Below are 26,107 nucleotides of genomic sequence, written 5' to 3'. Positions count from 1 at the left end.
CCGGTTTCCTCGACGAGGATCCGGGCGTGCTGCCAGGAGATCGTCCCGGCCCGCAGCGCCGCCAGAGTCAGCGGCAGCGCCGTCGTCAAGGCCCGGGCCTCGGACAAGAAGGCCCCGGCGGTGCGTTCGCTCACGGTCAGGACACACGCGACCTCGGCCACCAGCGCCATTTCCTGGGCGGCGCGGTCCCGCACGGATCCCGCCGGCGGGGCCAGGAACCTGGCCGCCCGCGCGTAGTCGGCGGCCAGCTGAACCTTCAGCGCCGCCGTCCGGGCCTCCAACCGGGCCACCCCGGCCAACCCGTCCAACAACGCATCCGCCAGATCCCGCAACGGATCACCACCCACGGCGCCGGGCCGACCAGCACCCCGCACGGCATCAGAGTCACCCAGGTCATTGCCATCCCGGAGGGCATCGGCGGCGGCCGGATCGGCGTGATCCGCGCCGGACCCGAGCAAGGCAGCCAGCACAGCCACAGACGCGGCAACGGCCTCCACCGCCGCCCCGCTGTCCCCGCTCCACGCCGCCCTGCTTTTCATACCCCAAGTCTATGAAGGGGCACTGACAATCTTGACGGTGCTGCGACGGGACGCTGGCAATGACGCCTGGCCTGCCGTGACATCTTTTTGACCGGTGCTGTGGTCGCCGTGGTGCCTGCAACAGGGTCTGCTGTAGACCTGTTCGTGCAAGCGTGGAACTCGCCCTTCCCCCGTCCATCGAGGCTCAAGCCTGGGCAGCTGGCTGGGGTGCGTGCTCAGCATCGGCCATACTGGCCGCCGCTGTTCTGTTAACCAGCGGGGTGAACTGGCGGCACTTCTTGCAATCGGCGCATCGTTTGCCCTTTTTTCGTTCCTGATTGCCTTTGCAATCACGGCCCGGCTCCTGGGGCAGATTACAGCCCGCGAATTAGGAGATGGCGCCTGACGGTGCACCCATAGGCCCGGCAGACCGCCGCCCACCGCCGCTCGCGGACACGTCCACAGACACGCCATCAGACGCGCCGGGGAACCGGGCCGGAGGCTTTGAGCGCACGGGAGATCCCGTGTGCTGCGGTCAGGAGCGCCGGGACGGTGAGGGGCACGGCGGCTTCCTGCCGCGGAACGATGGCATTGAGCGCGGCGGCGACGGTGTTGTCCGGGCCGAAGACGGGCACGGCGATGCCCGTCCATTCCGTTACGCCGATGCCCGGCAGGGCAACGTAGCCGCGCTGCCTAATGTCGGCCAGGTGTTTCCGGATGAGTGCCGGGTCAGTAATGGTCTCCGCGGTCACCGCCGGCAGCGGGCGCGAAAGCACGTCGTCCTGGACGGCAGCCGGCGCGAAGGCCAGTAGCACCAGGCCGGACGAGGCGGCGTGAATCGGCATCCTCTGGGCGATATGGGCGGCGTCCAGGCTGGATTGGGGCGAGGACAGCCGCTCCACGTAGAGCACGGTCCCGTGGTCCAGCACCGCCAGCGTGGTGTGCTGGTGTACGACCGCCTGGACGTCCTCCATGAAGGGCAATGCCAGCTCACGAAGATTCAGCGCACGCGATCCCCGTGCTGCCAGCTCCCACATCCGCATCCCCGAACGCAGGTTCCCGTCCGCCAGCCGCTCGATCAGGCCGTGCAGCACCAGATCGTCCACGAGCCGGTGGGCGGTGGTCAGGGGCAGGTCTGCGCGGCGGGCCAGGCCGGAGAGCGTCATGGTGGGAAGGTCGCGGTCGAACGCGCTCATGAGCCGCACGACGCGGCTGATGACCGATTCACCGGTGGGTGAGTTTGCCACGGACGCCTCCGGCCCTATGCCTTAGCCGGCTTCCACGGTGGCCGCACGCTCCACACCCCGGACCGCGGAGAGCTTCGCGATGTCGCGGCCCGCCCGGTACCCAAACACGAGGGCCGGCCCGATGTGCGAGCCGTAGCCCGGGTAGCCGCCGCCGAAGACACTGACCACTGCCGCACCGACGGCGATCAGGCCGGGAATGGCAGTCCCCTCTTCAGTGACCACCTCGGAGCATTCGTTGACGCCGATCCCGGCGAAGGTGCCGAGGTCGCCCATCTGAATCTTGGCGGCATAGTACGGGCCGTTGCCCACCGGGGCCAGGTTCGGGTTCGGCTTGTGCTCCATGTCCCCGCGGAAGTGGTTGTAGAGCGTGGAACCGCGGCCAAAGGACGGGTCCTCGCCGCGCTCCGCGGCCGGGTTGAAGTCCGCCACCGTCGCCTTCAGACCCGCGGCGTCGATGCCGAGCTTGCCGGCCAGTTCCTCCAGGGTGGCGCCCTTGACCAGGTACCCGGTCTTGTAAAAGTAGCCGCGCGGCATCGGCCAGGGCTTGGCATAGCCGATGCCGTATTTGTGCATCGTCTTCGCATCACCGATCACGTACCCGAACGTCTTGTCCTGGCCTTTATTGTGCTCGATCATGGTGCCGCCGAAGTCGTGGTAACTCAGGGCTTCGTTCCCGAACCGCTTGCCGTGGCGGTCGACGGCGATCAGCCCCGGCAGTCCGATGGCGCGCAGATGCGGGAAAAGGCGCTGCTTGCCGTTGAGGTATTTGAACACCGTGACCGGCGCCCAGGACCCGACGCTGAATACCGAATTGTCGATGTGGCCGCCGGCGCTGATCGCCAGGGTGGCGGCGTCACCGCCGTGGCCTACGGTCGGGGTGAAGTGGTCATCGCCGTCGGCGTCGTGCGGGAAGTACTGCTGCCGCAGTTCCTTGTTGCCGGAGAAGCCGCCGGCGGCGAGGACGACGCCGAGCCGCGCCGTGACTGTGGCGGCATGCTCGCCGCCGACGACCGCCCCCGTAATGGTTCCGGCGTCGTCGCGGGTCAGGGAGAGGGCCGGCGAAGATTTCCAGAGGCGCACGCCCAGGTCATCGGCGCTCTTGACCATGCGGGTCATCAGCGCGTTGCCGTTGGAGCGCAGGACGGGTCGCTTGTAGCGGGCGGCGTCGGCCCAGGTGCGCAGCAGCTTCTTCACCACATACACGAACGAACTGACCGACTGGTTCACGTGGAAGAACTCGTTGATATCCGGGCCGACCTGCGGCATGTAGCCGAACACGGTGTAGGAACTCATGTACGGCTGCATGAGGAGACGCTTGTCCCCCAGCACGCGTGCGTCAACATCCTGCGGCAGAATGGCCCTGCCCGAGAGCTTTGCGCCGGGCAGGTCCATCTTGTAGTCCGGCGACTTCTCCGGGTAGGTGAACTTCACCTCGGTCTCGTTTTCGAAGAAGGAGATGGCTTCCGGCACGGTATCCAGGAAGTCACGGACGCCGGCCTCGTTGAACGTCTCCGGGGCCAGGTTCCTCAGGTAGGTCTCGGCCTCCTCCCGGGTGTCCCCCTGCTCCACGCCCTGCTTGTTGCCGGGGACCCACGCCCAACCGGCGGAGATCGCCGTCGTGCCGCCGAAGTACTGTTCCTTCTCGGCCACGATCACGTTCAGTCCTTGCGAGGCGGCTTTCAACGCTGCGGCCATTCCGGCCACACCGGAGCCAATGACGAGGACATCACAGAGGACGGGTTTGCTCATGGTTTTGCTCCGTTCAGTCGGCGGCACGCTTCACTGCGGCAGCCGGGTTGGAATGCTAGACCCCCAGTAGAGCCGGTGGCGCGGATCACCGCGAGGACGATTACCATTGAGCGGGAATCCTGAGGAGGTTCAATGGCGAATTCCGCATCGGGCGAGTCGATCATCGGACGCTTCGTGAAGATCGTGAGCGCGTTCGACGACGGCCACACCTCCATGAGCGTCGCGGAACTGGGGCGCCGGACCGGGCTCCCGGTGACGACGACGTACCGGCTGGTCAACGATCTGCTGCTCGAACGGCTCCTCGAACGCGAACCCGGCGGTGACATCCACATCGGCACCCGGATGTGGGAACTCGTTTCCCGCGGGTCCAAGATGCTGGGGCTGCGGGAGGCCGCCCTGCCGTTCATGGAGGACGTCCAGGCGGTGGTGCAGCACTCCACCACCTTGGGCATCCTTGATTCGGATGAGGTTCTGTACATCGAGCGGCTGGGCTCCGACAAGACCATCGTGGACATCACCAAGATCGCCGGCCGCCTCCCCGTCCACGCGACGTCGTCCGGGCTGGTCCTCCTCGCCTACTCCTCCGCCGCCTACCAGGACTCCATCCTGGCCCGCCCCCTGACGAAGTACACCGAAACCACCCTGACCGATCCCGCCCTGCTGCGCCGCCACCTGGCCGAGATCAGGCAGCGCGGCTTCGCAGCCATGCCCGGCGTGATCGTGCCCGAGTCCAGCGGCATCGCCGTCCCCGTCTTCGGCCCCGAGAACACCATCCGCGCCGCTCTCAGCGTGGTGGTGCCGCGCAACGAGGAGAACGCGGCCGCCCGGGTCCCCGTGCTGATGGCCGCCGCACGGGGCATCTCACGGACCCTCGGCTGGCGAGGCGAGCTCAAGGGAACCCTCCGCCAAAGTCACTGAACCACGGTTGCGGTTCAGATTTTGCCGTTCATCGGCAATCGTGTGGTTGCCGTCACAACTCCCCTGCCACTCTGGCTTAGAGGCAGCGAAGATGCTGCAGGAGTATGAGGAGCAGCACATGAACCCCACACAGAGCCGCGTGGCCGGGAAGACCGCCGTAGTCACCGGTGGCCGCGGAGATTTGGGCAGCGCCACCGCCGCCCTGCTCGCCGAGCACGGCGCGAAGGTCGCCAGCCTGGACGTTGCGGGCATTCCGTCCGCCGCCACCCACGAAAACATCAGCCAGTACGACGTCGACGTCACCAGCGAGGACAGCGTCGCTGACGCGATCCGCCGGGTGACGGACGAACTCGGCGCCCCGGACATCCTGGTCAACGCGGCCGGCATCATCGGCCCGGCCGGTGCCTCGCACACCGCATCGCTGACGGACTTCGACACGATCTTCAACGTCAACGTCAAGGGGGTCTGGCTGATGACCAAGCACGTGGTCCCCGGCATGATCGAGAAAGGCGCCGGCAGCATCATCAACTTCTCGTCCATCCACGGCATCACGGGCGGCCGGAACGTGCCGCTCTACCACGCCACCAAGGGCGCCGTCCGGCTGCTGAGCAAATCCGATGCGGCGGCTTACGGAAGCCACGGCATCCGGGTCAATTCCATCCACCCCGGGTCCATGAATACCCGCATGAGCCGCCGCTCCGCCGAGCAGTCCGACATCGGCCCCGAGGCCTATTACAAGCAGCTCGTCGGCTCAAACCCGCTCCCGCGGCAGGGCGAACCGGACGAAATCGCCTACGGCGTGCTCTACCTGGCCTCCGACGAGTCCCGGTTCACCACAGGTTCCGAGCTCGTGATCGACGGCGGCTACACCGCCGTCTGACGGCCGCATACTCTTCCCCTCCTGAAAGGCAACACCATGAAATTGGTCCATGGAACCGCGTCGGACCGCTACGACGTCGTCGTCGTCGGCTCCGGCGCCGGCGCCCTCACCGCGGCGGCCACCGCCGCCCGTGCCGGAAAGTCCGTCGTCGTCCTGGAAAAGAGCTCCCTGTTGGGCGGCACCTCAGCCGTCTCCGGCGGCATGCTCTGGGTGGCCGACAACCACCACGCCCGCGAAGCCGGCATCACCGATTCCAAGGAAGCTGCCGCCAAATATGTGCGGGCCGTGGCGCGCGGCCGGGGACGGGAGGAACTCCTGGACGCCGCCTTGGAGTACGGGGACCAGATGCTCCGCTTCGTTGAAGAGGAATGCGGCGTCCGCTTCATTTTCCTGAACAACTTCCCGGACTACCGCCAGGACCTGCCCGGCGCTGTCGGGGGGGGCCGCACGGTGGAGCCCGAACTCTTCAACAGCAGGGAAGCCCTGGGCGCGCTCACCCCGCACGTCCGCACCGACGGCCGCGCCCCGTTCACCATGCAGGAATACGAAAACTGGGGCGCCTTCACCAAGTTTCCCTGGGACGAACTGAACCGGCGGCAGGCCGACGGTTTCGTGGCCAAGGGCCAGGCCCTCGTATCCATGCTCCTGGCGAGCCTGGTCCGCGACGGCGCAGCCCTCGTCACCGAGGCCCGCGGACATCGCCTACTCACCGACGGCGACCGGGTGACCGGTGTCGAACTCGAAACCGGCGACGTCTTCCAGGCGAACGACGGCGTGGTGCTGGCCACCGGCGGCTTCGAATGGGACAAGGCACTGGCCGACTCCATGCTCGCCTCGCGGCTCTACACGATGTGCTCTCCGCCCTCGAACACCGGCGACGGCCTGCGGATGGCCCAGCGGATCGGCGGCCAGACCCGCGGTACCCGGGAAGCCTGGTGGGCCCCGATGTCGGTCACCGGCGACACCCGGGACGGGCAGCCAATAGGCACCCTGCTCCGCTTCGAGCGCCAGGGCCCCGGATCCCTGATGGTCAACCGCCACGGCCGCCGCTTCGCCAACGAATCCCAGAACTACAACGACCTCGCCCGGAGCCTGCAGTCCTGGGACTCCCCCCGGAACCAGACCCTCAACACCCCGGCACACGTGATCGTCGACCACGCCTACATGGAGCGTTACGGCATCCTGGCGCACCGGGCCGGCCAGCCCACCCCCGGCTACCTGATTGAAGCGGCAACACTGGAGGAACTCGCGGCAAGAATCGGCGTTCCCGCCGGAAACCTGACGGCGACTGTGGCGCGGTTCAACGAGTTCGCCGTCAAGGGCGAGGATCCCGACTTCGGCCGCGGCGAAAGCGCGTACGACAAATACTGGGGCGACGGCGACAACCCGTACCCGAACCCTTCCCTGGGCCCACTCCAGACCGGACCGTTCTACGCCATGGAGGTAGTGAACGGCGCCTTCGGAACCAACGGCGGCGTCGCCACGGACGGCCGCGCCCGCGTCCTGGACGTGGACAACCGCCCCATCGAGGGTCTCTACGCCGCCGGCAACACGACCGAAAACGCCTACGCAGCCGGCTACCCCGGCGCCGGCGCCACCCTCGGCCCGATCATGACCATGGGCTACCTCGCCGGCCGCACCATCGCCGGCCAGGACCCCGGCTTCGCCCCGACGGCCCGCACCACGGCCACCGCTGACGCGGCCGCCGAACTGGTGGAGGCCTGAGATGATCCGCCACACCGTCCTCTTCAAGTTCAAACCGGACTTCCCGCCCGCCGACAAGCAGGCCTGGATCACCGGACTCAACAAGATGACCGGGAATATCCCCGGCATGCTCAGCCTGACCCACGGCCCGGATGTGCTCAGCACAGAGCGCTCCTTCGACTACGCCATCGTGGCGGACTTCGAAAAGGTCGAGGACATCGCGGTGTACAACACCCATCCGCTGCACGAACCGCTCAAGGCCTATTCATTCCCCAACAGCCAGCAAATCCTCTCGGTGGACTTCCACCTCGGGGATACCCAGCCGGCTGCCACTAAGACGCCGTCGTCTTAAAGGAGATCCCCATGCACACTGCACCCGCTCCACGCCTGACCGCGCGAAAGACACCGCGGAAGGCAGCCCTGGCGTCCTTCCTGGGCAGCACCCTGGAGTACTACGACTTCTTCATCTACGGGACCGCCGCGGCCCTGGTGTTCCCGCACCTGTTCTTCCCCGCCGCCGACCCCGCCATCGGCCTGATCGGCGCCTTCGCCACCTTCGGCGTCGCGTACGTGGCGCGGCCGGTGGGCGGGCTCGTCATGGGCCACTTCGGCGACAAGCTGGGGCGCAAGAAGATCCTGCTGCTGACCCTGGGCATCATGGGCCTGGCCTCGCTCGGCATCGGTTTCCTGCCAAGCTACGAGCAGGTGGGCATCTGGGCCCCGATCCTGCTGGTGGCCGGGCGGCTCGCGCAAGGTTTCTCCGCCGGGGCTGAATCGGCGGGCGCGTCCACGCTCACGCTGGAACACTCCCCGGAGGGCAGGCGCGGGTTCTTCACCAGCTTTGTGATGACCGGCTACGCCTCCGGCATGGTGCTCGCCACTCTCGTCTTCATCCCGGTCACGTCCATGCCGCAGGAAGCCATGATGAGCTGGGGCTGGCGCATTCCGTTCTGGCTCTCCATCGTGGTCCTGGCCATCGCGTACTGGGTGCGGACCCACCTGGATGAGACCCCGGTCTTCGAGGAGGCCCAGGAACACCGGCAGGTCGCCCCGATGCCGGTCAAGGACGTGCTGAAGTTCCAGGGCCCCGATGTGCTCCGCGTGATGGGCATGTCCATCATGTCCGTCATGCAGACCATCTTCACCGTCTTCGGGCTGGCCTACGCCACCTCCACCGCCGGGTTTGACCGGGCCTCCATCCTGACCGTCAACGCCGTCGCCATCGGCTTGTCGATGTTCGCCATGCCGCTGGCCGCGAGGCTCTCGGACCGGATCGGCCGGCGCCCGCTGCTGCTGACCGCCGCGATCGGCTGCTCGATCACGATCTTCCTGTACTTCCTGGCCCTGTCCTCAGGCAATATCGTGCTGGTGTTTCTGGCAGCTCTGCTGAACATGACGGTGCTGTACTCCGGCTTCAACGGCATCTGGCCCTCGTTCTTTGCCGAGCAGTTCGCCGCCCCGGTGCGCTACACGGGAATGGCGATGGGCAACCAGCTGGGCCTGGTCCTGGCCGGTTTCGCCCCGATGATCGCCGGCATGCTGCTCACCCCCGGCATCACCGGGTGGGTTCCCGTGGCAGTCTTCGCCACGGTCTGCATGCTGATTGCGGCCGTCTCCGTGTACTTCTCCCGCGAGACGTTCACGACCCCCATCCAGGACCTGGGCGGCCCGTACCTGGCCGGGACGGCCCGCCGCCGGGAACTGCTCGCCGGGGAGAATCCCGCCGGGCAGCAGGCCCGGCAGGCCCTGCAGCTTCCCTGAACCGCCACCACTCCCCGCCGCCAACCGAAGGAGAACCCCATGTCCAGACGTCACAGCGCGTTCCCGCACCACTGGCCAATCCACGTGGCCGGGACCCGGATCCTGGGACCGCAGGGGTCCGGCATGTACGGATCCGCAGGGTGCCTGGTCCCTGCCGCAGACACCGGGGAACCTCCGGCCACGCCTCGGCCCTCCACCGGTGAACTGACTGCCTCGCCGTGGCTCGGCCTGCACTATGACACGGAAGACATGTAGGGCGCCTGCGGCTCCGCACTGCCCGACGGCGCCTGCCGCCCCGATCCGTTCGGGTGCTGCAGGCGCCGTTTCAGCAGCCGGTCAGGTGACGCTTCGGCCGTTCCTGCCGGTAGAGGTACCGGCAGGCTTCGCGGAAGCCGGCTTGTGCGTACAGGTCCCGGGCCCCGGCGTTGGACGCCATCACCAACAGCCAGTAGCCCTCCAGCCCGCGGGCGTCGCCTTCGCGCAGCAGGGCCCGGACAATCCGGCCGCCATAGCCGCGCCGCCGCGCGTCCGGTCGCGTCGCCATGCAGTACAGTCCGCCCCAGCCCGGCCCGGCGGGCGCAGTCCCGGCCACGGCGGGCACAGTGCCGGGCATGGCGAGCCGCGCGACGGCGGCCGGCCCGCCGTCGTCGTCCCGCACCAGGGCGTAGACGGCCGGGCAGCCTTCGAGGATGCCGCGGGCGACGGCGAGCTCGGCCGACCCGCCGCGGCCGTCGACGCTCCACCACAGATCCAGCCAGTCGCCAGTGGGCTCACGGGTGATTTCCACGGCCGGGTCCGGGCCGGCGGAGCCGCCGCCGGGCACCGTCCCGGACGGACGTACCAGGACCAGGGTTTCGGACTGCCGGGTGAACCCTTCGCCGTCGAGCACGGCGTTGAGGGCCGCGTGGCGCGGGCCGTCAAAACTCTGGAAGATCAGCGGAAGCCGCCGGTCCCGGTACCACAGCCGCGCCTCCCGGAGGCTGGCGATCAAGCGGTGCGGGTCCTCGCCGGGATCCCGCGTCCAGACCGAATTCGCCCGCTGGGTCACGCCGGACGCGGCCCGCAGCACCCACCCGCCGGACTCCTGGCGTTCGGCGGCGGCCCACGCGGCATCCATCAGCGCCTCCAGCCCGGGAATCGTTGCCGGGTTCCGCGGCGCGATCGGTGCGGGGTTCGGTGTGGGGTTCGGTGTGGGGTTCGGTGCGGGGTTCGGGCTCTGATCCATCGCGGTTCTCCGTCCGGAACGAATGAAGGGGCAAACTGTGCAGAGAGGCACCTGTGCAGACGGCAGGGGCTCCCCGGTTTCCCGGGGAGCCCCTGCTGTTGATGCTGATGCTGATGCTGGACGGCTAGTTCTTCGCCTCGGGGGCCTTCTTGGCCTCGGGCTTGAAGTCCACGCCGGCTTCCTTGCGCTGCTGCGCCGTGATGGGGGCGGGCGCCTGGGTCAGCGGGTCGAAGCCGCCGCCGGACTTCGGGAATGCGATGACGTCGCGGATGGACTCCACACCGGCCAGCAGGGCCACAACGCGGTCCCAGCCGAAGGCGATGCCGCCGTGCGGAGGGGCGCCGAACTTGAAGCCCTCGAGCAGGAAGCCGAACTTGGTCTGGGCGTCCTGCTTATCCAGGCCCATGAGTTCGAAGACCCGTTCCTGGACATCGCGCTCGTGGATACGGATCGAGCCGCCGCCAATTTCGTTGCCGTTGCAGACGATGTCGTAGGCGTAGGACAGTGCCGACTCGGGATCCTGGTCGAAGGTGTCCATGAACTCCGGCTTGGGCGAGGTGAATGCGTGGTGCACGGCGGTCCATTTGCCGGCTCCGACGGCGACGTCACCGGACGCGACAGCGGCGGCGGCCGGCTCGAACATCGGCGCGTCCACGACCCAGCAGAAGGCCCAGTCGGAGGGGTTGATCAGGCCGGTACGGTGGCCGATCTCCACGCGGGCCGCGCCCAGGAGGGCACGGGACGGGGTCTTCTCCCCGGCGGCGAAGAAAATGCAGTCACCGGGCTTGGCGCCAACGGCGTCGGCGAGGCCCGCACGCTCGGTGTCGGTGAGGTTCTTGGCCACGGGACCGGCGAGTTCGCCGTCTTCCTTGTACAGGACGTACGCCAGGCCCTTGGCGCCGCGCTGCTTGGCCCATTCCTGCCAGGCGTCGAGGGCGCGGCGGGCCTGGGAGGCGCCGCCGGGCATGACGACGGCACCGACATAGGGCGCCTTGAAGACGCCGAAGTTGGTGTCCTTGAAGAATTCGGTCAGCTCGGTGAGCTCCTGGCCGAAGCGCAGGTCCGGCTTGTCCGAGCCATAGCGGGCCATGGCGTCGTGGTAGGTGATGCGCTGGATGGGCGTCGGGATCTCGACGTCGATCAGCTTCCACAGAGCTTTGACGATGTTCTCGCCGAGCTGGATGATGTCGTCCTGGTCCACGAAGCTGGCCTCGATGTCCAGCTGCGTGAATTCCGGCTGGCGGTCCGCGCGGAAGTCCTCATCGCGGTAGCAGCGGGCAATCTGGTAGTACTTTTCGAAGCCGCCCACCTGCAGGAGCTGCTTGAACAGCTGCGGGGACTGCGGCAGCGCGTACCAGGAGCCCGGCGCCAGCCGCGCGGGGACCACGAAGTCGCGGGCGCCTTCCGGCGTCGAGCGGGTCAGCGTGGGGGTTTCGATCTCCACGTAGCCGTCCTGGTGGAGGAGCTCGCGGGCCACGCGGTTGGCCTCCGACCGCAGGCGCAGGTTGCGGGCGGGGCCGGGGCGGCGCAGGTCCAGGTAGCGGTGCTTTAGGCGGGCTTCCTCGCCGACCTCAACGTGCTCGTCGATCTGGAACGGCAGCGGATCGGAGGTGTTGAGGATGGTGACCTTCTCGGCCATGACCTCGATCTCACCGGTGGGAAGCGCCGGGTTCTCGTTGCCCTCGGGACGCTGGGACACGGTGCCGACGATCTGCAGCACGTACTCGTTGCGCAGGCCGTGGAAGACCTCTTCTTCGCGGACCACTACCTGGGCGACGCCGGACGCGTCGCGCAGGTCAACGAATGCGACACCACCGTGGTCACGACGCCGGCCGACCCAGCCGGCGAGGGTTACGGTTTGTCCAATGTGCTCGGAGCGAAGCGATCCGAGGTCATGTGTGCGCAGCACAGCACGCCTTTCTGAAGAAGACAGAGGGAAAATCAAAAGCGATATTAAAGAATGACGCTCTATAGGATCACTACTGGAACGATCCCGTTCGAGTTTACCCGTTAGAAAGGACCCTCCCGCCATGGCGAGCCGGCGTCACGGAACCCAGCCCGGCGACGGGCCCGGTGAGCGGCCTGTGGAGCGCCCCGGGCAGCAACAGCTGCAGCGCCGGCTCGGCGTCTTCGATTCCACGGCGATCGGCCTCGGTTCCATGCTGGGGGCCGGGGTGTTCGTGGTGTTCTCCCCCGCCGCCGCCCTGGCCGGCCCGCTGCTGACATTGGCCGTGGCCGTCGCCGGCGTCATTGCCTACTGCAACGCCGTCGCCTCGGCGCAGCTGGCGGCCAAATACCCCGCCAGCGGCGGCACCTATGTGTATGGTCGACGGCAGCTTGGCGAATGGCCGGGGTTCATTGCGGGCTGGGGCTTCGTGACGGGCAAGACGGCGTCCTGCGCGGCAATGGCGCTCACGTTCGGGCACTATGTGGCACCGGCCTACGCCACACCGCTGGCGGTCGCCGCCGTCGTGGTCTTGACCGGGGTCAACCTGCTCGGCATTACCCGGACCGCCTTCCTGACCAGGATTCTGCTGGCCATTGTGCTGGCCACGATCGCTTTCGTCGCCGTGGCGTCGCTGCTGGGTCCGCACCCGGATGGCGCCCCTGCGGTGTCGGCGGTACCGGCCTTCCCGACGCCGTCCGGCGTCGGCTGGGGCGTCCTTCCGGCGGCCGGGCTGATGTTCTTCGCCTTCGCCGGCTACGCCCGGATCGCCACCCTGGGCGAAGAGGTCAAGGACCCCACCCGCACCATCCCGCGCGCCATCCTGGCAGCGCTGGCCGGGGCCTTCGTGATCTACCTCGGCCTGGCCGCGCTGCTGCAGTGGCACCTGCCGCCGCAGCAGTTGGCGGGTTCGACGGCGCCGCTGCTTGACGCGGTGGCGGTCTCACAGCTCAGCGCCGGAGTTCCCCTCGTCCAGGCCGGGGCGGCGGCCGCGTGTCTTGGCGCGTTGCTGGCGCTGATCACCGGAGTGGGCCGGACCACCCTGGCAATGGCCCGGGAACGTGACCTGCCGGCCCGGCTGGCCCGGGTGGGCGGCGCCCACACTGTCCCGTTCGTCGCAGAACTGGCGGTCGCCGCCGTCGTCATCGTCCTGCTGCTGAGCACGAACGTGATGACCGTCGTCGGATTTTCCAGCTTCGGGGTGCTCATCTATTACGCCGTGACCAACGCCGCCGCCTTCACGCTGGCCCGCCGCCCATGGCATGCGCCGCGCTGGCTCAACGTGCTGGGTTTCCTCGGCTGCCTCGTCCTGGCGGTGACCCTCCCGCCGGCCTCCATGCTGGTCATGGCGGCGGTGCTGGCCGTCGGGGTGGCCGGGCGGTTCCTGGTCCTGCGATGGCGCAGGACTTCGCGGCGGCGGGAGCTTTAGTTCCCGCCGACGGCGGTCACCCGGACGTGCAGGTCCTCTTCGGCGGGCGTCCACGTGGCCGGGTCGGCGTCAACCTGCTCGCCCGAGCGGATGTCCTTGACCTGGTGCTTGCCGTCGTCGTCGGTGAACCAGACGAACGGAATGCCGCGGCGGTCCGCGAACTTGATCTGCTTGCCGAATTTCTCGGCCTTCGCGGCGACCTCAGTGGCGATGCCCCGGCTGCGCAGCTGCGCCGCGACGTCCTGCGCCGCGCCCCAGCTGTCGTCGTTGTTGAGGGTCACCAGGACGGCGGTCGGAACGGAGCGGGTGGCCTTGGCGAGGTCCTGGCTCAGGATCCGCGACACCAGGCGGGTCACGCCGATCGAGAGGCCGACGCCGGGGAACTTGCGGTTGCCCTTGGTGGCCAGGGCGTCGTAACGTCCGCCGGAGCAGATCGAGCCCAGCTGCTCGTGTCCCACCAGGACGGTTTCCACCACGGTGCCCGTGTAGTAGTCGAGCCCGCGGGCGATGCTGAGGTCCGCGACCACGCGGCCGGGTGCGCGCTGGACGGCGGCCGCGATAACCTGTTCCAGCTCGTTCAGGCCCTCTTCGAGCAGCTCGTTGCTGACGCCCAGCGCCCGGACCTGGTCCACGAAGGACGTGTCCATGGTGCGGATGCCCGCGAGTTTGAGGGCGGCCTGCGCCTGTTCGTCGGTGGCCCCGAGTTCCTCCTTGAGCAGCTCGGCCACTTTCGCGGGTCCGACCTTCTCAAGCTTGTCGATGCTGCGGAGAACGCCGGCCGTGTCGGTGAGCCCGATTCCGGTGTAGAAGCCTTCGGCCAGCTTGCGGTTGTTGATCCGGAGCAGGAAGTCGGGGATGGGCAGCGCGTTGAGCGCTTCGGCGATGACGAGTGCTATTTCGACGTCGTAGCGGAACGGCAGTTCGCCGTCGCCGACCACGTCGATGTCCGCCTGCGTGAACTCGCGGGCCCGTCCCTCCTGGGGACGCTCGCCACGCCAGACCTTCTGGATCTGGTAGCGGCGGAACGGGAAGGCCAGGTAGCCGGCGTTCTCCACGACGTAGCGGGCAAAGGGCACAGTGAGGTCGAAGTGCAGGGCCAGGGCGTGCGGGTCGGTCTTGGCCGCCGCGTCGCCTTCATCGTCCTGGAGCCGGCTGAGGCCGTAGACCTCTTTGTCGATTTCCCCCTTGCGCAGCAGCTGCCCCACCGTTTCCACGGCACGGGTCTCGATCGAGGAGAAGCCATGGAGCTCAAACGTCCGGCGCAGGGTGTCCAGCACATGGAGTTCCACCAGCCGCTCCTCGGGAAGCCACTCGGGGAATCCTGACAGGGAGGCTGTGCGTGCCATGGTGAAATTTTCTCCTCTAGTTGCTGCTGGTGCTGGTGCAGAATCCGGGCGCGGGCGTCACGCGGCATTCTCTGTCGAAACGTAACGAAGATAGGCGGCAGACCGGCCAGTCGTGCATAAACTGTGTGCGGCAGTCAGTTTATGCGTTCGGCGCCCGCTTCTTCCAACGGAGGCGGCCCGGCGGGACTGCCGGCAGCTTGCAGCTGTGACCGCGACGGCGCCCACGGCCCGTCACGGTCACGCACCTTACAACCAGGAGGACCTTTGGCGGCCAGTTCACGCAACGCACGCGAGGCGAAGCGGCGCGTTCAGCAGATGGAGGCCAGGCGCGGCCTGCGCCGGGACCAGGACAAGCGCCGCAAGCGGGATAACGTTCTGGCCATCAGCGCGGGCACCGGTGCGATCGCACTGGCCCTGGTCCTGCAGCTCACCGTCTTTTCGTCGAACCCGACCGAAGAAGAGTTCGCGGCCGCGCAGGCGGGACTGCAGAGCCCCTCGGCGTCTGCCACGCCGACGGCGGCCGCCACGAATGCGGACAACATCCCCAAACCGGAAACTGCCGCGGGCAAAACCTTCACCGGCGAACTCTCGCTGAACCGCGGCACGCTTGGCGTTGAAATTGACGGCACGAAGGCCCCGCAGGCCGCGGCCGTCTTCAAGTCCCTCGCCGACCAGAACTTCTACAAGGGCCTCAGCTGCCACCGGCTGACCACGGGCGAGACGTTTGGTGTCCTGCAGTGCGGGTCCAAGACCGGCGACGGCAGCAGCGATCCTTCCTACACGTGGGGCCCGCTGGAGAACACCCCGGCGGACAATAAGTACCCGGCCGGAACCATCGCCGTGGCCCGGACCAGCGGCAACGCCAACGGCAACGGCACCCAGTTCTTCATCGTCTACAAGGACACCGTCATTCCCGCGGATGCCGCCGGCGGCTACACGGTGGTGGGCAAGGTCACCTCCGGGCTCGACGTGGTCGGCGGGATTGCCGCCGCCGGTCTGAAGCCGGGCGGTAACGCCACGGACGGCGCACCTGTGGAACCAGTCACGATAGACTCGTTCACACTGAAGTAACCAGCTGCGGCCCTGAAGGCCGTAGTCCCGGTATTTCCCTCCAAGCGAAAGACTTCTAGCGGTGACAGACAGTCAGAAATCCGACGAAACAGTGGCAACAGCCGCTGCCAACGAAACCGAACCCGAGGCAACCACTGCCGAGGGTGCAGGCGCTGCCGTAGACACGGCACCGGAAACGGCAGCCGAGGCATCGGCCGCCGCGGCAGGCGAGAACGCCGAGACCGCGGATCCCGCCGTGGCCGCTCCGGCGGACCCGGCAGTGGAAACGGCAGCCGAGCCTGTTGCCGAGGCAGCTGCTCCCGCCCCGTCAGCGGCGGCGCGGCCCGCGCCGAGCCCGGCAGCCTTCGCTGCCCGGCCCAAAGCCAAGCCCTCCGCAGCCGCACCGGCTCCCGCACCCGCGGCAGTCTCCTCCGCAGCCTCGCTGGCCGAGGCGGCCCGCTGGGGCCGTGTTGAAGGTGACGGCCACGTCTTCCTGACCGTTGACGGCACGGAATACCCCGTCGGCCAGTACCCCGGAGTGAGCGCGGACGAGGCGCTGGGCTACTTCGCCCGCAAATTCGAGGACATCGTGGCCCAGATTGTTCTGCTGGAACAGCGCGTGAGCTCCAAGGCGCCCACCACGGACATGCAGAAGACCGTCACGCACCTGCGCGAACAGCTTGCCGAGCGGAACATGGTGGGCGACTACCTCTCCGCGGAGGCCCGGCTGGATGCCCTGGTAACGCAGATCGGCGAGCTCGAGAAGGCCGAGAAAGCCGAACACGACGCCGTCCGCGCCGCCGAGCTTGCCGCCCGCGAGGCCATTGTGGCCGAGGCCGAGGAAATCGCCGGCCACGATCCTGCGCAGATCCAGTGGAAGACCTCCAGCGCACGGATGAACGAATTGTTCGAGAGCTGGAAGATCGCCCAGAAGAGCGGCGTCCGCCTCGGCCGCAGCAACGAAGACGCGCTGTGGAAGCGGTTCCGTGCCGCCCGGACGGTCTTCGACCGTCACCGCCGCGCCTACTTCTCCCAACTGGACAGCAACAACTCGGCTGCCAAGGCAGTCAAGGAGAAGCTGATCACCGAAGCCGAGGCACTCTCCTCCTCGACCGACTGGGGCTTTGCCGCCGGCGAGTACCGCCGCCTGATGGACGAATGGAAGGCGTCGCCCCGCGCCAGCCGCAAGGACGACGACGCTTTGTGGGCCCGCTTCCGCGCCGCCCAGGATGTCTTCTTCACCAACCGGCAGGCCGCCAACGACGAGATCGACCAGGAATACGGTGCGAACCTCGTGGTGAAGGAAGCGCTCCTGGTGGAGGCCAACGCGCTCCTGCCCATCAAGGATCTCAACGCTGCCAAGAAGGCCCTGCAGTCCATCCGTGACCGCTGGGAAGAAGCCGGCAAGGTTCCGCGCGCCGACATGGGCCGCATCGAAGCCGGTCTGCGGAAGGTGGAGGACGCCGTCCGCCAGGCCGAGGACGAGAACTGGAAGCGCTCCAACCCGGAGACGAAGGCGCGCACCAACAGTGCCCTGACCCAGCTCGAAGCCGCCATTGCCGGTCTCAAGGAAGACCTCGCCAAGGCGGAGAAGGCCGGCGACGAGCGCAAGATCAAGGCAGCCCAGGAGGCCCTCGAGGCGCGCCAGGCCTGGCTCGAGCAGCTTGAGCGCTCAGCGAGCGAACTCTCCTAAGCACCCGGCACGCCGGGAAAAACATTCCAGGCCCCGTTTCGGTTTATCCACATGACCGGAACGGGGCCTGTTCTGTGTCCGGGGAACCGGGAACGATGGCGGAATGGTACTCATGCCCCGCGCCCCCGCGGAACGTCCGGGTTTGCCGGTGCCGGGCCCGGGCCCGGGTCGGGAGCAGCGCGAGCTTTACTCCCCCGGCGCCCTGTTCTCCTGGCCGGAGCTGCAGGCCATGGCCGCCGACGGCGTGCTGACGCAGCTGTATCAGCGCGGGTACCTGCCGCCCGGTGTCCCGGCCAGTCCTCAGCTGCGCGCCCGCGCTGCGTCCCTGGCCGTGGCGCCGGCGATCCGGCAGCGGGTGGTGGCAGGACGGATGACCGCTGCGTGGATCTATGGCTGCGCCGACGAACCTGACCGCCTGGCCCTGCTGGTCGATGCCAACCGCCGCCTTTCCAGCCTGAGGTCCGTGCGCGGCTGTACTTTCCATGAAGTGCGGCTGGGCCCGTTCGACGTCGTGAGCCTGGGCGGTTTGATGGTGTCCAGCCCGTTGCGCACTGCTTTGGATGTGGCCCTGCACGTGGAGGCGGAGCGCGCCGTGCCGGCCCTGCGGACGCTCCTGGCCAGTCCCGAGCTGGGGGTGCGGCTCCGGCTGCTCAGGCTGGCCGTCGAGGCCAGCCCGCGCGTCCCGCACAAGAAGGCCGCACTGGCGAAGCTCGCCGCCCTCGTCCCGCAGCCGGAGTAGCTGGCTGAAACGCGTTAGCTCCGGCGGCGGTTGCCGGTGGTGCGGTACACGTCGAAGACACCGTCGATCCGGCGGACGGCGCTGAGCACGTGGCTCAGGTACTTCGGGTCGCCCATCTCGAAGGCAAACTTGGAGATCGCCACCCGGTCCGTGGAGGTGTGGACGCTCGCCGCCAGAATGTTGACGTGGTTCTCCGAGAGCACACGGGTGACGTCGGAGAGCAGTGACTTGCGGTCCAGCGCCTCGACTTGGATCTCCACCAGGAACACGCTGGATTGGGTCGGCGCCCAGTCCACTTCCACTATCCTGTCCGGCTGGTCCATCAGGCCGCTGACGTTGGTGCAGTCGGTCCGGTGAACCGAGACTCCGGAGCCGCGCGTAACGAAGCCAAGGATCGGATCCGGCGGGACCGGCGTGCAGCACCGGGCCAACTTCACCCAGACGTCGTCCACGCCGCGGACAACAACACCGGAATCGGAGAAGCGGGCCTTGCTGACCTGGGTGGGGATGGAGACCTCGGCGAGGTCATCGTCCGGGTGCTCGTTCCCGCCAAGGCTCTCCACGAGCCGCTCCATGACGGACTGCGCGGAGGTGTGGCCGTCGCCCACGCCGGCGTAAAGCCCGGAGATGTCCGCGTACTTGAAGTCCTCCGCGATTGCCGCCAGGGCGTCGTGGGTCATGAGCCGCTGCAGCGGAAGGTTCTGCTTGCGCATCGCCTTGGTCAGCAGGTCCTTGCCGCGGTCAATCGCTTCTTCGCGGCGTTCCTTGCTGAACCACTGCCGGATCTTGTTCCGGGCCCGGGCGCTCTTAACGAAGTGCTGCCAGTCCTGGCTGGGCCCGGCGCCCTCTGCCTTGGAGGTGAAGATCTCCACCCAGTCGCCATGGTTCAGTTCGCTGTTGAGCGGGACGAGCTTGCCGTTGACGCGTGCGCCAATGGTCCGGTGACCCACTTCGGTGTGCACGGCGTAGGCGAAGTCCACAGGCGTGGAGCCGGCAGGCAGGGCCATGACCTCGCCCTTGGGGGTGAAAACAAACACCTCGCGGGCGTTGATCTCAAAGCGCAGGGAGTCGAGGAACTCGCCGGGGTCTGAGGTTTCCTGCTGCCAGTCCACGAGGGAGCGCAGCCAGCCCATGTCGCCGTCGCGCGGGCTGCCGGGGCCGGCGGCCGTCCGGTTAGGCTGGTCCTTGTACTTCCAGTGGGCGGCCACACCGTACTCGGCCCGCCGGTGCATCTCGTGGGTCCGGATCTGGATTTCCACAGGCTTGCCGCCGGGACCGATCACCGTGGTGTGCAGGGACTGGTACATGTTGAACTTCGGCATCGCGATGTAGTCCTTGAACCGCCCCGGGAGGGGGTTCCAGCGAGAGTGCATCGCGCCGAGGGCCGCGTAACAGTCCCGGACGGAGTCGACCAGCACACGCACGCCCATGAGGTCGTTGATGTCGTCGAAGTCCTTATCGCGGACGATCATCTTCTGGTAGATCGAGTAGTAGTGCTTGGGCCGTCCGGTGATCGTGGCCTTGATCTTTGCCGCGCGGAGGTCCTCGGTGATCTGGTTGCGGATGACGGCCAGGTTCTTCTCGCGCTCCGGGGTCCGGTCCCCCACCATGCGCACGATTTCCTCGTACACCTTGGGATAGAGGGCCGCGAAGGAGAGATCCTCCAGTTCCCATTTGATGGTGTTCATGCCGAGTCGGTGGGCCAGCGGGGCGAAGATTTCCAGGGTTTCGCGGGCCTTGCGCGCCGAGGACTCGGCCGAGACGAAGCGCCACGTACGGGCGTTGTGGAGCCGGTCGGCGAGTTTGATCATCAGGACGCGGATGTCCTTGGCCATGGCGACGACCATCTTGCGGACGGTCTCGGACTGGGCTGCCTCACCGAAGCTGACCTTGTCCAGCTTGGTCACACCGTCCACCAGCATGGCCACTTCCGGGCCGAACTCGGCCTTGAGGTCGGCCAGCGTGTAGGAGGTGTCCTCGACGGTGTCGTGCAGCAGGGCTGCGGCCAGCGTCGTGCCGCTGAGGCCGAGTTCGGCAAGGATGGTGGCCACCGCCACCGGGTGGGTAATGTACGGGTCGCCGCTCTTGCGCTTCTGGCCACGGTGGCAGCGCTCAGCCACCACAAAGGCGCGCTGGATCAGATCGAAGTCTTCTTTGGGGTTGTTGGCCCGGACGGTGCGCAGCAACGGCTCCAGGATCGGAGAGTAGGCGGGGGCTCCGCGGCCCGTCAGCCGGGCAAGGCGTGACCTCGTCCGTTCACGGCGTCCGGGGAACGTGGGCCGGGCGCCCGAATTATCGACCGGCACGGGAACATCAGGACGTCCGGGAGCCACCAGGCCAGTTTGAGAACTCTGGCCTTGGCCCTTGCCCGCAGGTGCCTCCGGCACCGGCGTCGAACGTTCTTCCAATGGAACACCTCTCGCGACCGGTTAATTATTCAAGTGTATTCCCGCAGCAGGATACTTCGATAACCGGCCCGGATACGGCGGCGGGCCGGAGGTCGTCCCCAAGGACGTTCCCCGGCCCGCCGGTGATGCGCTTGAGCCTGCGCCTAGGCGGTGGCGGCGGATTCCTGCGCGGCGGTCTTGGCCGCCGCTTCCGCGCGCCGCTGCTCCACCCGCTTGGCCTGCTTGACCAGTTCAGGTTCGCCCTGCCGCAACGCGGCGTACAGCGGCGCCGCGATGAAGATCGTGGCGGCGGTGCCGACCAGGATGCCCACGAACAGCGCCAGGGACAGGTCCCGCAGGGTCCCGGCGCCCAGCAGACCGGCGCCGATGAAGAGGATGGCGGCGACCGGAAGGATGGCTACCACCATGGTGTTGATGGAGCGGACCAGGGTCTGGTTGATGGCCAGGTTGACCTCTTCGGCGAAGGTCCTCCGGGTGGAGGCCTGCATGTCCGAGGTGTTCTCCCGGATCTTGTCGAACACCACCACGGTGTCGTACAGCGAGTAGCTGAGAACGGTCAGGAAGCCGATGATGGCCGACGGCGTCACCTCGAAGTCACTGAGCGCGTAGACACCGGCGGTCATGAACAACGTGACAGCCATGCCGGCAAGTGCCGAGAGCGACATCTTCCAGGTCCGGAAGTAGAGCGCCATCAGGACGGCGGCGAGGCCGACGAAGATCGCCAGGCCCATGAGGGCCTGCTTGGTGACGTCGGCGCCCCAGGTGGGGCCGACGAAGGTCGACGTCACCTCGTTGTCCGTCACGCCGTAGGCCTTGGTCAGGCCTTCCTTGATCTGCAGCGTCTCGTCATCGGACAGCTTGTCCGTCTGGATGCGCATGGTGTTGCCGGCGACGTTGGCCACGCGTGGCACGGACCCCGCCACGACGTCCTTGACGGCTTTCTCACCGCGGGACGCATCCGTGTTCTGGACGTTGGACACCGTGAACTCGGAGCCGCCACGGAATTCAATGCCGAGGTTGAAGCCGCCCTTGGCAACCGGAATCAGGATGGACAGGGCGACCGCGATCCCGGCAATCAGGAACCAGATCTTCCGGTAGCCGACGAAGTCGTACGAGCGTTTGCCCGTATAGAGCTCATTGCCGAACGTTGAGAAGTTGACCATTTACTTGCCCTCCTTGGACGCGCTCTTGGAGGTACCGGCGAGCTGTGCCTGTTGTGTCTGTTCCTGCTTTTCGGCGAGGCGGCGTTCTGCGATAGTCATCCGGCGCTCGGCCTCTGCGGCTGCACCGGTGTTCTTCGCGCGCACCACCGCCACTGGCTTGTCTTCCGGGGTACGGATCCGGCCGGCCCCGCGGTAGAGCGGGACAGCACCCAGGCGCTTCGGATCCAGACCCGAGAACCTGTGGCCCTCGCCGAAGAACTTGGTCCGGGCCAGCAGCTGCAGGGTGGGGTGGGTGAACATGAAGACGACGATGAGGTCGGCGATCGCGGTGAGACCGAGGGTGAAGGCGAAGCCGCGGACGTTGCCCACGGCCACGAAGAACAGCACTACGGCGGCGAGGAGGTTCACGGCCTTGGACGCGAGGATGGTGCGCTTGGCCCGCTTCCAGCCGTTCTCCACGGCCGAGACCAGGCCGCGGCCTTCGCGGAGCTCATCGCGGATGCGTTCGAAGTAGACGATGAACGAGTCGGCCGTCTGGCCGATGGCCACGATCAGACCGGCGACGCCAGCGAGCGAAAGCCGGTAGTTTTCGGTCCAGCCCAGGATGGCGATGGCCAGGAACGTGAGCACGCCGGCGATCACAAGGGACGCCAGCGTCACGAAGCCCAGCGCCCGGTACTGGAACAGTGAGTAGACCGCCACCAGGAGGAGCCCGATAAGGCCGGCGAGCATGCCCATGCGAAGCTGCTCCCCGCCGAGGGTTGCGGAGATCTGCTGTTCGCTTTGGATTTCGAAGCTGATCGGCAGGGCGCCGAAACGGAGCTGATCGGAGAGGGCCTTCGCGGAATCCTCGGTGAAGCCGCCGGTGATCTGCGGGCGGCCGTCGGTGATGACAGCCAGGGAACGCGGGGCGGAGATGACCTGGTCGTCCAGGACGATGGCGAACTGGGACTTCGGATCCGAGCCCGACTCACCGCCGCCGGCGGCATAGAACTGGTACAGGCGCTGGGTGACGTCCTTGAACTTGGCGGTACCCTCATCATCGAACTGGATGTTGACGGCCCATTCGTTCGTCACAGCACCCTGGGCGCCGCGCTGCAGCTGGAACGAGGAGGACTTGATGTTCGAGCCCTTGACTTCCACCGGACCGAGGATGTACTTGACCGCCGGCGACTTCGCCGAAGCAGGCTGGCAGGTAACCAGCGGCTTGGTCGGGTCGGAGCGCTGCTGCTTGTCCTGCGAGGGGTTGTCACAGTCGAGCGCCTCGAACTGCTTGTAGATCTCGGGGGTAACCCAGTTCTCGTCGCTGCTGTTGGCAGGCGCGGCCGTCGGCTTGGGCAGCTGCGCGTCCGGGGTCCGGGACGCCGCGGGGACCGCTGCGCCGGGGCCAGCCTGGATAACGGGGCGGAAGTTCATGTCGGCGGAAGCCTGGATCAGGGCACGGGTTTCCTTGGCAGGAGTTCCTGGGAGGCTGACCACGACGTTGCGGCCGGACTGGGTGCTGATTTCCGCTTCCGCGACGCCCGAGCCGTCCACGCGCTGACGGATGATCGCCACGGCCTGGTTGAGCTGATCTTCGGTAATGCCCGAACCGCCCTCAACCTTGGGCGCCAGGATCATCTGGGTGCCGCCTTCAAGGTCCAGGGCGAGCTTGGGAGCCCAGCTGGCCTGGCCGGCAATCGTGCCGCCCGCCAGGACGGCCGTCATGGCGGCGATGATTACGCCGAGCCAGACCAGCATCCTGATGGCTGAGTTTTTGGGGCCAGTTCGTGCCATTGTCGATCTTTCTATTATTTACGGCGGATCCGCCGGCGCGGGCACTTGGCCCCGCCGACGGATGCCCGCAACCGTTGCTTCGCGGGATGGCTCAGGTAGGCAGACTAGCTGTCTTTCTTACCTTCGTCGTTGAGGCGGCGCAGGGTTTCCTCGGGAGTTTCAGTGCCGGCCGGCTCGTTGAAAGCGGAAGCGTTATCCGGCGTTTCAGCGTCCGGCTTGTCAAGGGTCAGCGAGGATGCGTCGTCAGGAACAACCGTCGGCTCGTCGGCGGCAACGACCGGCTCCACAATCTTGGTTACGGACTGGCGGTGCACGGTGGCGGTGTTGCCCGGGGAGAGTTCCAGCGTGACCTTGTTCTCCGCTTCATTGATGTCGACGATCCGGCCGAACAGTCCGAAGCTCGTCATGACCTCGACACCGGGGCCGAACTTCGACTGGAGCTCCGCCTGCTGCTGCTGCGTCTTCTTGTTGCGGCGGAACATCATAAAGACGAACACGCCAAGCATGACGAACAGGAGAATTGTCATTGGATCCAAGGGGAAAGTTCCGTTCTGTACTTGCATAGCTGTTTTTCAGCAACGTCCGTTTGCTCCGGGCGGCGCGGCAGAGGCCTGCACAGCAAGCTGGCAGAGAGACCATCCCCCAACCGCCGGCGGCTACCTGCTCTCCGCCCACGGAAACAAAACCCGAACGTGCCGAGCGTCATACCAGTCTAAAGGGAAAAGCTGGAGGAACGGTGTTAGCGGCTATTTCGGATCCGCTCCGGACCTGATTCCTCAGCGATGTTGCCGCCGGGCTCCCCCTGCGCGCCGTCGTCGGGCTCGTCAGTCTGGAACAATTCCAGCGGGTCCTGTCCGAAGGCGCCGGGGGGAACGGCGAAGCCCAAGTGGGTCCATGCCGGCGCCAGGGCAATGCGGCCCCGAGGGGTCCGGCCCAGTAGCCCCTCGCGAACGAGGTAGGGCTCGGCGACCGTTTCCACGGTCTCGGTTTCCTCGCCGACGGCGATCGCGAGGGTGGACAGGCCCACGGGGCCGCCGCCGAACTTGGTAATGAGGGCTTCCAGAACGGCGCGGTCCAACCGGTCCAGGCCGCGCTTGTCCACCTCGTACATGTCCAGGGCCGCGGACGCCGCCCGCGCATCGATTTGTTCGATGCCGTGCACGAGCGCCCAGTCCCGGACCCGCCGCAGGAGCCGGTTGGCGATGCGCGGCGTGCCCCGGGACCGTCCGGCGATCTCGCTGAATCCTGCCGAGTTGACCTTCAAGTCCAGCAGCCCGGCCGAGCGCCGCAGGACGAGTTCCAGCTCCTCGACGGAGTAGAACTCGAGGTGGCCGGTGAATCCGAAGCGGTCACGCAGCGGCCCCGGGAGCAGGCCGGCCCGTGTGGTGGCGCCGACCAGGGTGAAGGGCGGCAGCTCCAGCGGGATCGCGGTGGCGCCGGCGCCCTTGCCGACGACGATGTCGACGCGGAAGTCCTCCATCGCCATGTACAGCATTTCCTCTGCCGGCCGGGACATGCGGTGGATTTCGTCGAGGAACAGGACTTCGCCCTCGGAGAGCGAGGACAGGATGGCCGCGAGGTCGCCGGCGTGCTGGATGGCCGGCCCGCTGCTGATCCGCAGCGGAACGTTCATTTCGGCGGCGATGATCATGGACAGCGTCGTCTTGCCCAGGCCCGGCGGACCCGAGAGCAACACGTGGTCCGCGCTGCGGCCGCGCATGCGCGAGGCTTCCAGGACGAGGGACAACTGCTTCCGGACGCGGTGCTGGCCGACGAAGTCGTGGAGGTTCTTGGGCCGCAGGGCGGCTTCGATGGCGCGCTCCTCCGGCTCCTCTCCCCCGGTGACAATCGACGGCTCAGCCACGCGCGCCTACCCGGTTCCCGGCGCGGGCGCCGTCCTGGCCCAGCCACCGCAGGGTTGCGCGGAGGATTTCCGCCACGTTGCCGTTGGCGGCCAGATCGGGGGAATCGGCGAGGGATTTGTCGATGCTGGCGGCGGCATCCTTTTCGGACCAGCCAAGGCTGGTCATCGCCGCGATGACCTGCGGCTTCCAGACGGACTCGGCGGACACCGCCGGGACCGACGCACCCGCGGTGCCGTGCGGTACGAGCTTGCCGGCGAGTTCCAGCACGATCCGGCCGGCCACCTTGGGTCCGATGCCGGGGACCTTCGTGAAGGCCTTGCCGTCGCCGGAGTGGGCGGCCACCCGGATGGCTTCGGGTTCGTGGACGGCCAGCACGGCCAGGGCGAGGCGGGGTCCGACGCCGCTGACGCTGAGCAGGACATCGAACACTTCCCGCTCGTCGTCGCTCGCGAAGCCGAAGAGCGTCAGCGAGTCCTCGCGCACGATCAGGGACGTGAACAGCTTGCCTTCGTCCCCCACCCGGAGGCTGCTGAGGGTCTGCGGCGTGGCGTTGACGCTCATGCCGGCCCCATTGAGGTCGATCACGGCGGAGGACAGGCCAACATGCGCTACGGTTCCGCGAAGAAAACTGATCAAAGCCGGGCTCCTGGGGTTACAGCGAAACCGGGCATATCAAGGAAGGGCAACCCGG

General features: G+C 67.4%; 21 protein-coding genes and 1 pseudogene. 10 read left to right on the top strand and 12 right to left on the bottom strand.

What is annotated here, in order from left to right; genetic code table 11:
- The 3 genes and pseudogenes from BLR03_RS10700 to BLR03_RS10690 all read right to left on the bottom strand — a co-directional run.
- A pseudogene (locus tag BLR03_RS10700) lies at positions 1-539 on the bottom strand (DUF222 domain-containing protein); the annotation flags it as partial.
- Positions 540-991: 452 nt separating this feature from the next.
- Positions 992-1,765 carry an IclR family transcriptional regulator gene (locus BLR03_RS10695; RefSeq protein ID WP_091252378.1) on the bottom strand — a complete coding sequence of 258 codons (774 nt, stop codon included), beginning with the start codon at positions 1,763-1,765 and terminating at the stop codon, positions 992-994.
- A 21-nt stretch (positions 1,766-1,786) separates the two neighbouring features.
- A complete protein-coding gene (locus BLR03_RS10690) occupies positions 1,787-3,514 on the bottom strand; it encodes a 4-oxocyclohex-2-ene-1-carboxylate 5-dehydrogenase (RefSeq protein ID WP_091252377.1) in 1,728 nt (575 codons plus the stop codon).
- 132 nt (positions 3,515-3,646) lie between these two features.
- Between BLR03_RS10690 and BLR03_RS10685 the strand changes: the two genes are divergently transcribed.
- From BLR03_RS10685 to BLR03_RS10660, 6 genes are all read left to right on the top strand, one after another.
- Positions 3,647-4,432, top strand: a complete 786-nt coding sequence (locus tag BLR03_RS10685) for an IclR family transcriptional regulator (RefSeq protein ID WP_091252375.1) — start codon at positions 3,647-3,649, stop codon at positions 4,430-4,432.
- A 118-nt stretch (positions 4,433-4,550) separates the two neighbouring features.
- Complete coding sequence (locus BLR03_RS10680; RefSeq protein WP_091252424.1) at positions 4,551-5,312, top strand: SDR family NAD(P)-dependent oxidoreductase; 762 nt, start codon at positions 4,551-4,553, stop codon at positions 5,310-5,312.
- A gap of 36 nt (positions 5,313-5,348) precedes the next feature.
- Positions 5,349-7,037 carry a 4-oxocyclohexanecarboxylate 2-dehydrogenase gene (locus BLR03_RS10675; RefSeq protein ID WP_091252373.1) on the top strand — a complete coding sequence of 563 codons (1,689 nt, stop codon included), beginning with the start codon at positions 5,349-5,351 and terminating at the stop codon, positions 7,035-7,037.
- Position 7,038: 1 nt separating this feature from the next.
- Complete coding sequence (locus BLR03_RS10670; protein WP_091252371.1) at positions 7,039-7,368, top strand: Dabb family protein; 330 nt, start codon at positions 7,039-7,041, stop codon at positions 7,366-7,368.
- An 11-nt stretch (positions 7,369-7,379) separates the two neighbouring features.
- Positions 7,380-8,777, top strand: coding sequence for an MFS transporter (locus BLR03_RS10665; protein ID WP_091252369.1), 1,398 nt, complete (start codon positions 7,380-7,382; stop codon positions 8,775-8,777).
- Between the two features lie 39 nt (positions 8,778-8,816).
- Entirely contained in the window at positions 8,817-9,032 is a 216-nt protein-coding gene (locus BLR03_RS10660; protein WP_091252367.1) for a hypothetical protein, read from the top strand.
- A gap of 70 nt (positions 9,033-9,102) precedes the next feature.
- On the opposite strand, the gene BLR03_RS10655 is transcribed toward BLR03_RS10660, so the two are convergent.
- Both BLR03_RS10655 and aspS read right to left on the bottom strand, forming a co-directional pair.
- Positions 9,103-9,894: a GNAT family N-acetyltransferase gene (locus BLR03_RS10655; protein WP_254788392.1), complete on the bottom strand. Its 792-nt coding sequence runs from the start codon at positions 9,892-9,894 to the stop codon at positions 9,103-9,105.
- A 232-nt stretch (positions 9,895-10,126) separates the two neighbouring features.
- Positions 10,127-11,911, bottom strand: coding sequence for an aspartate--tRNA ligase (gene aspS, locus BLR03_RS10650; protein WP_175460490.1), 1,785 nt, complete (start codon positions 11,909-11,911; stop codon positions 10,127-10,129).
- A gap of 121 nt (positions 11,912-12,032) precedes the next feature.
- Between aspS and BLR03_RS10645 the strand changes: the two genes are divergently transcribed.
- Positions 12,033-13,376 carry an APC family permease gene (locus tag BLR03_RS10645; RefSeq protein ID WP_091252361.1) on the top strand — a complete coding sequence of 448 codons (1,344 nt, stop codon included), beginning with the start codon at positions 12,033-12,035 and terminating at the stop codon, positions 13,374-13,376.
- On the opposite strand, the gene hisS is transcribed toward BLR03_RS10645, so the two are convergent.
- Positions 13,373-14,722: a histidine--tRNA ligase gene (hisS, locus tag BLR03_RS10640; protein ID WP_091252360.1), complete on the bottom strand. Its 1,350-nt coding sequence runs from the start codon at positions 14,720-14,722 to the stop codon at positions 13,373-13,375. The genes BLR03_RS10645 and hisS overlap by 4 nt on opposite strands.
- A gap of 264 nt (positions 14,723-14,986) precedes the next feature.
- Here hisS and BLR03_RS10635 point away from each other — a divergent pair, with 264 nt between their 5' ends.
- From BLR03_RS10635 to BLR03_RS10625, 3 genes are all read left to right on the top strand, one after another.
- Complete coding sequence (locus BLR03_RS10635) at positions 14,987-15,793, top strand: peptidylprolyl isomerase (RefSeq protein ID WP_091252357.1); 807 nt, start codon at positions 14,987-14,989, stop codon at positions 15,791-15,793.
- A 235-nt stretch (positions 15,794-16,028) separates the two neighbouring features.
- Positions 16,029-17,465: a DUF349 domain-containing protein gene (locus BLR03_RS10630; RefSeq protein ID WP_254788390.1), complete on the top strand. Its 1,437-nt coding sequence runs from the start codon at positions 16,029-16,031 to the stop codon at positions 17,463-17,465.
- Positions 17,466-17,568: 103 nt separating this feature from the next.
- On the top strand, positions 17,569-18,204 hold the full coding sequence (locus BLR03_RS10625; protein ID WP_254788377.1) for a type IV toxin-antitoxin system AbiEi family antitoxin: 636 nt from the start codon (positions 17,569-17,571) through the stop codon (positions 18,202-18,204).
- Positions 18,205-18,218: 14 nt separating this feature from the next.
- On the opposite strand, the gene BLR03_RS10620 is transcribed toward BLR03_RS10625, so the two are convergent.
- The 6 genes from BLR03_RS10620 to ruvA all read right to left on the bottom strand — a co-directional run bounded on the left by BLR03_RS10620 (position 18,219) and on the right by ruvA (position 26,052).
- Entirely contained in the window at positions 18,219-20,612 is a 2,394-nt protein-coding gene (locus tag BLR03_RS10620; RefSeq protein WP_091252352.1) for a RelA/SpoT family protein, read from the bottom strand.
- 143 nt (positions 20,613-20,755) lie between these two features.
- Positions 20,756-21,775, bottom strand: coding sequence for a protein translocase subunit SecF (gene secF / locus BLR03_RS10615; RefSeq protein ID WP_091252351.1), 1,020 nt, complete (start codon positions 21,773-21,775; stop codon positions 20,756-20,758).
- On the bottom strand, positions 21,776-23,551 hold the full coding sequence (secD, locus tag BLR03_RS10610) for a protein translocase subunit SecD (protein WP_091252349.1): 1,776 nt from the start codon (positions 23,549-23,551) through the stop codon (positions 21,776-21,778).
- Between the two features lie 104 nt (positions 23,552-23,655).
- Positions 23,656-24,078 carry a preprotein translocase subunit YajC gene (gene yajC / locus BLR03_RS10605; protein WP_091252347.1) on the bottom strand — a complete coding sequence of 141 codons (423 nt, stop codon included), beginning with the start codon at positions 24,076-24,078 and terminating at the stop codon, positions 23,656-23,658.
- A 212-nt stretch (positions 24,079-24,290) separates the two neighbouring features.
- The gene (gene ruvB, locus BLR03_RS10600) at positions 24,291-25,415 is read right to left on the bottom strand and encodes a Holliday junction branch migration DNA helicase RuvB (RefSeq protein WP_091252345.1); all 1,125 of its coding nucleotides are present in this window, start codon (positions 25,413-25,415) and stop codon (positions 24,291-24,293) included.
- Positions 25,408-26,052 (bottom strand): Holliday junction branch migration protein RuvA, encoded by a 645-nt coding sequence (gene ruvA / locus BLR03_RS10595; protein WP_091252343.1) that lies wholly within the window; start codon positions 26,050-26,052, stop codon positions 25,408-25,410. Before ruvA ends, ruvB begins: the two co-directional genes overlap by 8 nt.
- Positions 26,053-26,107 lie beyond the last annotated feature (55 nt).

Source organism: Arthrobacter sp. ok909 (genome assembly GCF_900104405.1).
Lineage (GTDB): Bacteria > Actinomycetota > Actinomycetes > Actinomycetales > Micrococcaceae > Arthrobacter > Arthrobacter humicola.
The sequence above is the reverse complement of the archived record's forward strand: the minus strand, read 5'-3'. Positions and strand labels throughout refer to the sequence as shown.

What these genes read in the sequence shown, in the direction of transcription:
- secF (WP_091252351.1), bottom strand. Translation starts at nt 21,775, where the DNA reads ATGGTCAACTTCTCAACGTTCGGCAATGAGCTCTATACGGGCAAACGC.
- BLR03_RS10645 (WP_091252361.1), top strand. Translation starts at nt 12,033, where the DNA reads ATGGCGAGCCGGCGTCACGGAACCCAGCCCGGCGACGGGCCCGGTGAG.
- BLR03_RS10625 (WP_254788377.1), top strand. Translation starts at nt 17,569, where the DNA reads ATGGTACTCATGCCCCGCGCCCCCGCGGAACGTCCGGGTTTGCCGGTG.
- BLR03_RS10655 (WP_254788392.1), bottom strand. Translation starts at nt 9,894, where the DNA reads ATGGATGCCGCGTGGGCCGCCGCCGAACGCCAGGAGTCCGGCGGGTGG.
- hisS (WP_091252360.1), bottom strand. Translation starts at nt 14,722, where the DNA reads ATGGCACGCACAGCCTCCCTGTCAGGATTCCCCGAGTGGCTTCCCGAG.
- BLR03_RS10675 (WP_091252373.1), top strand. Translation starts at nt 5,349, where the DNA reads ATGAAATTGGTCCATGGAACCGCGTCGGACCGCTACGACGTCGTCGTC.
- BLR03_RS10680 (WP_091252424.1), top strand. Translation starts at nt 4,551, where the DNA reads ATGAACCCCACACAGAGCCGCGTGGCCGGGAAGACCGCCGTAGTCACC.
- yajC (WP_091252347.1), bottom strand. Translation starts at nt 24,078, where the DNA reads ATGACAATTCTCCTGTTCGTCATGCTTGGCGTGTTCGTCTTTATGATG.
- BLR03_RS10665 (WP_091252369.1), top strand. Translation starts at nt 7,380, where the DNA reads ATGCACACTGCACCCGCTCCACGCCTGACCGCGCGAAAGACACCGCGG.
- BLR03_RS10670 (WP_091252371.1), top strand. Translation starts at nt 7,039, where the DNA reads ATGATCCGCCACACCGTCCTCTTCAAGTTCAAACCGGACTTCCCGCCC.
- BLR03_RS10690 (WP_091252377.1), bottom strand. Translation starts at nt 3,514, where the DNA reads ATGAGCAAACCCGTCCTCTGTGATGTCCTCGTCATTGGCTCCGGTGTG.
- BLR03_RS10660 (WP_091252367.1), top strand. Translation starts at nt 8,817, where the DNA reads ATGTCCAGACGTCACAGCGCGTTCCCGCACCACTGGCCAATCCACGTG.
- BLR03_RS10685 (WP_091252375.1), top strand. Translation starts at nt 3,647, where the DNA reads ATGGCGAATTCCGCATCGGGCGAGTCGATCATCGGACGCTTCGTGAAG.
- secD (WP_091252349.1), bottom strand. Translation starts at nt 23,551, where the DNA reads ATGGCACGAACTGGCCCCAAAAACTCAGCCATCAGGATGCTGGTCTGG.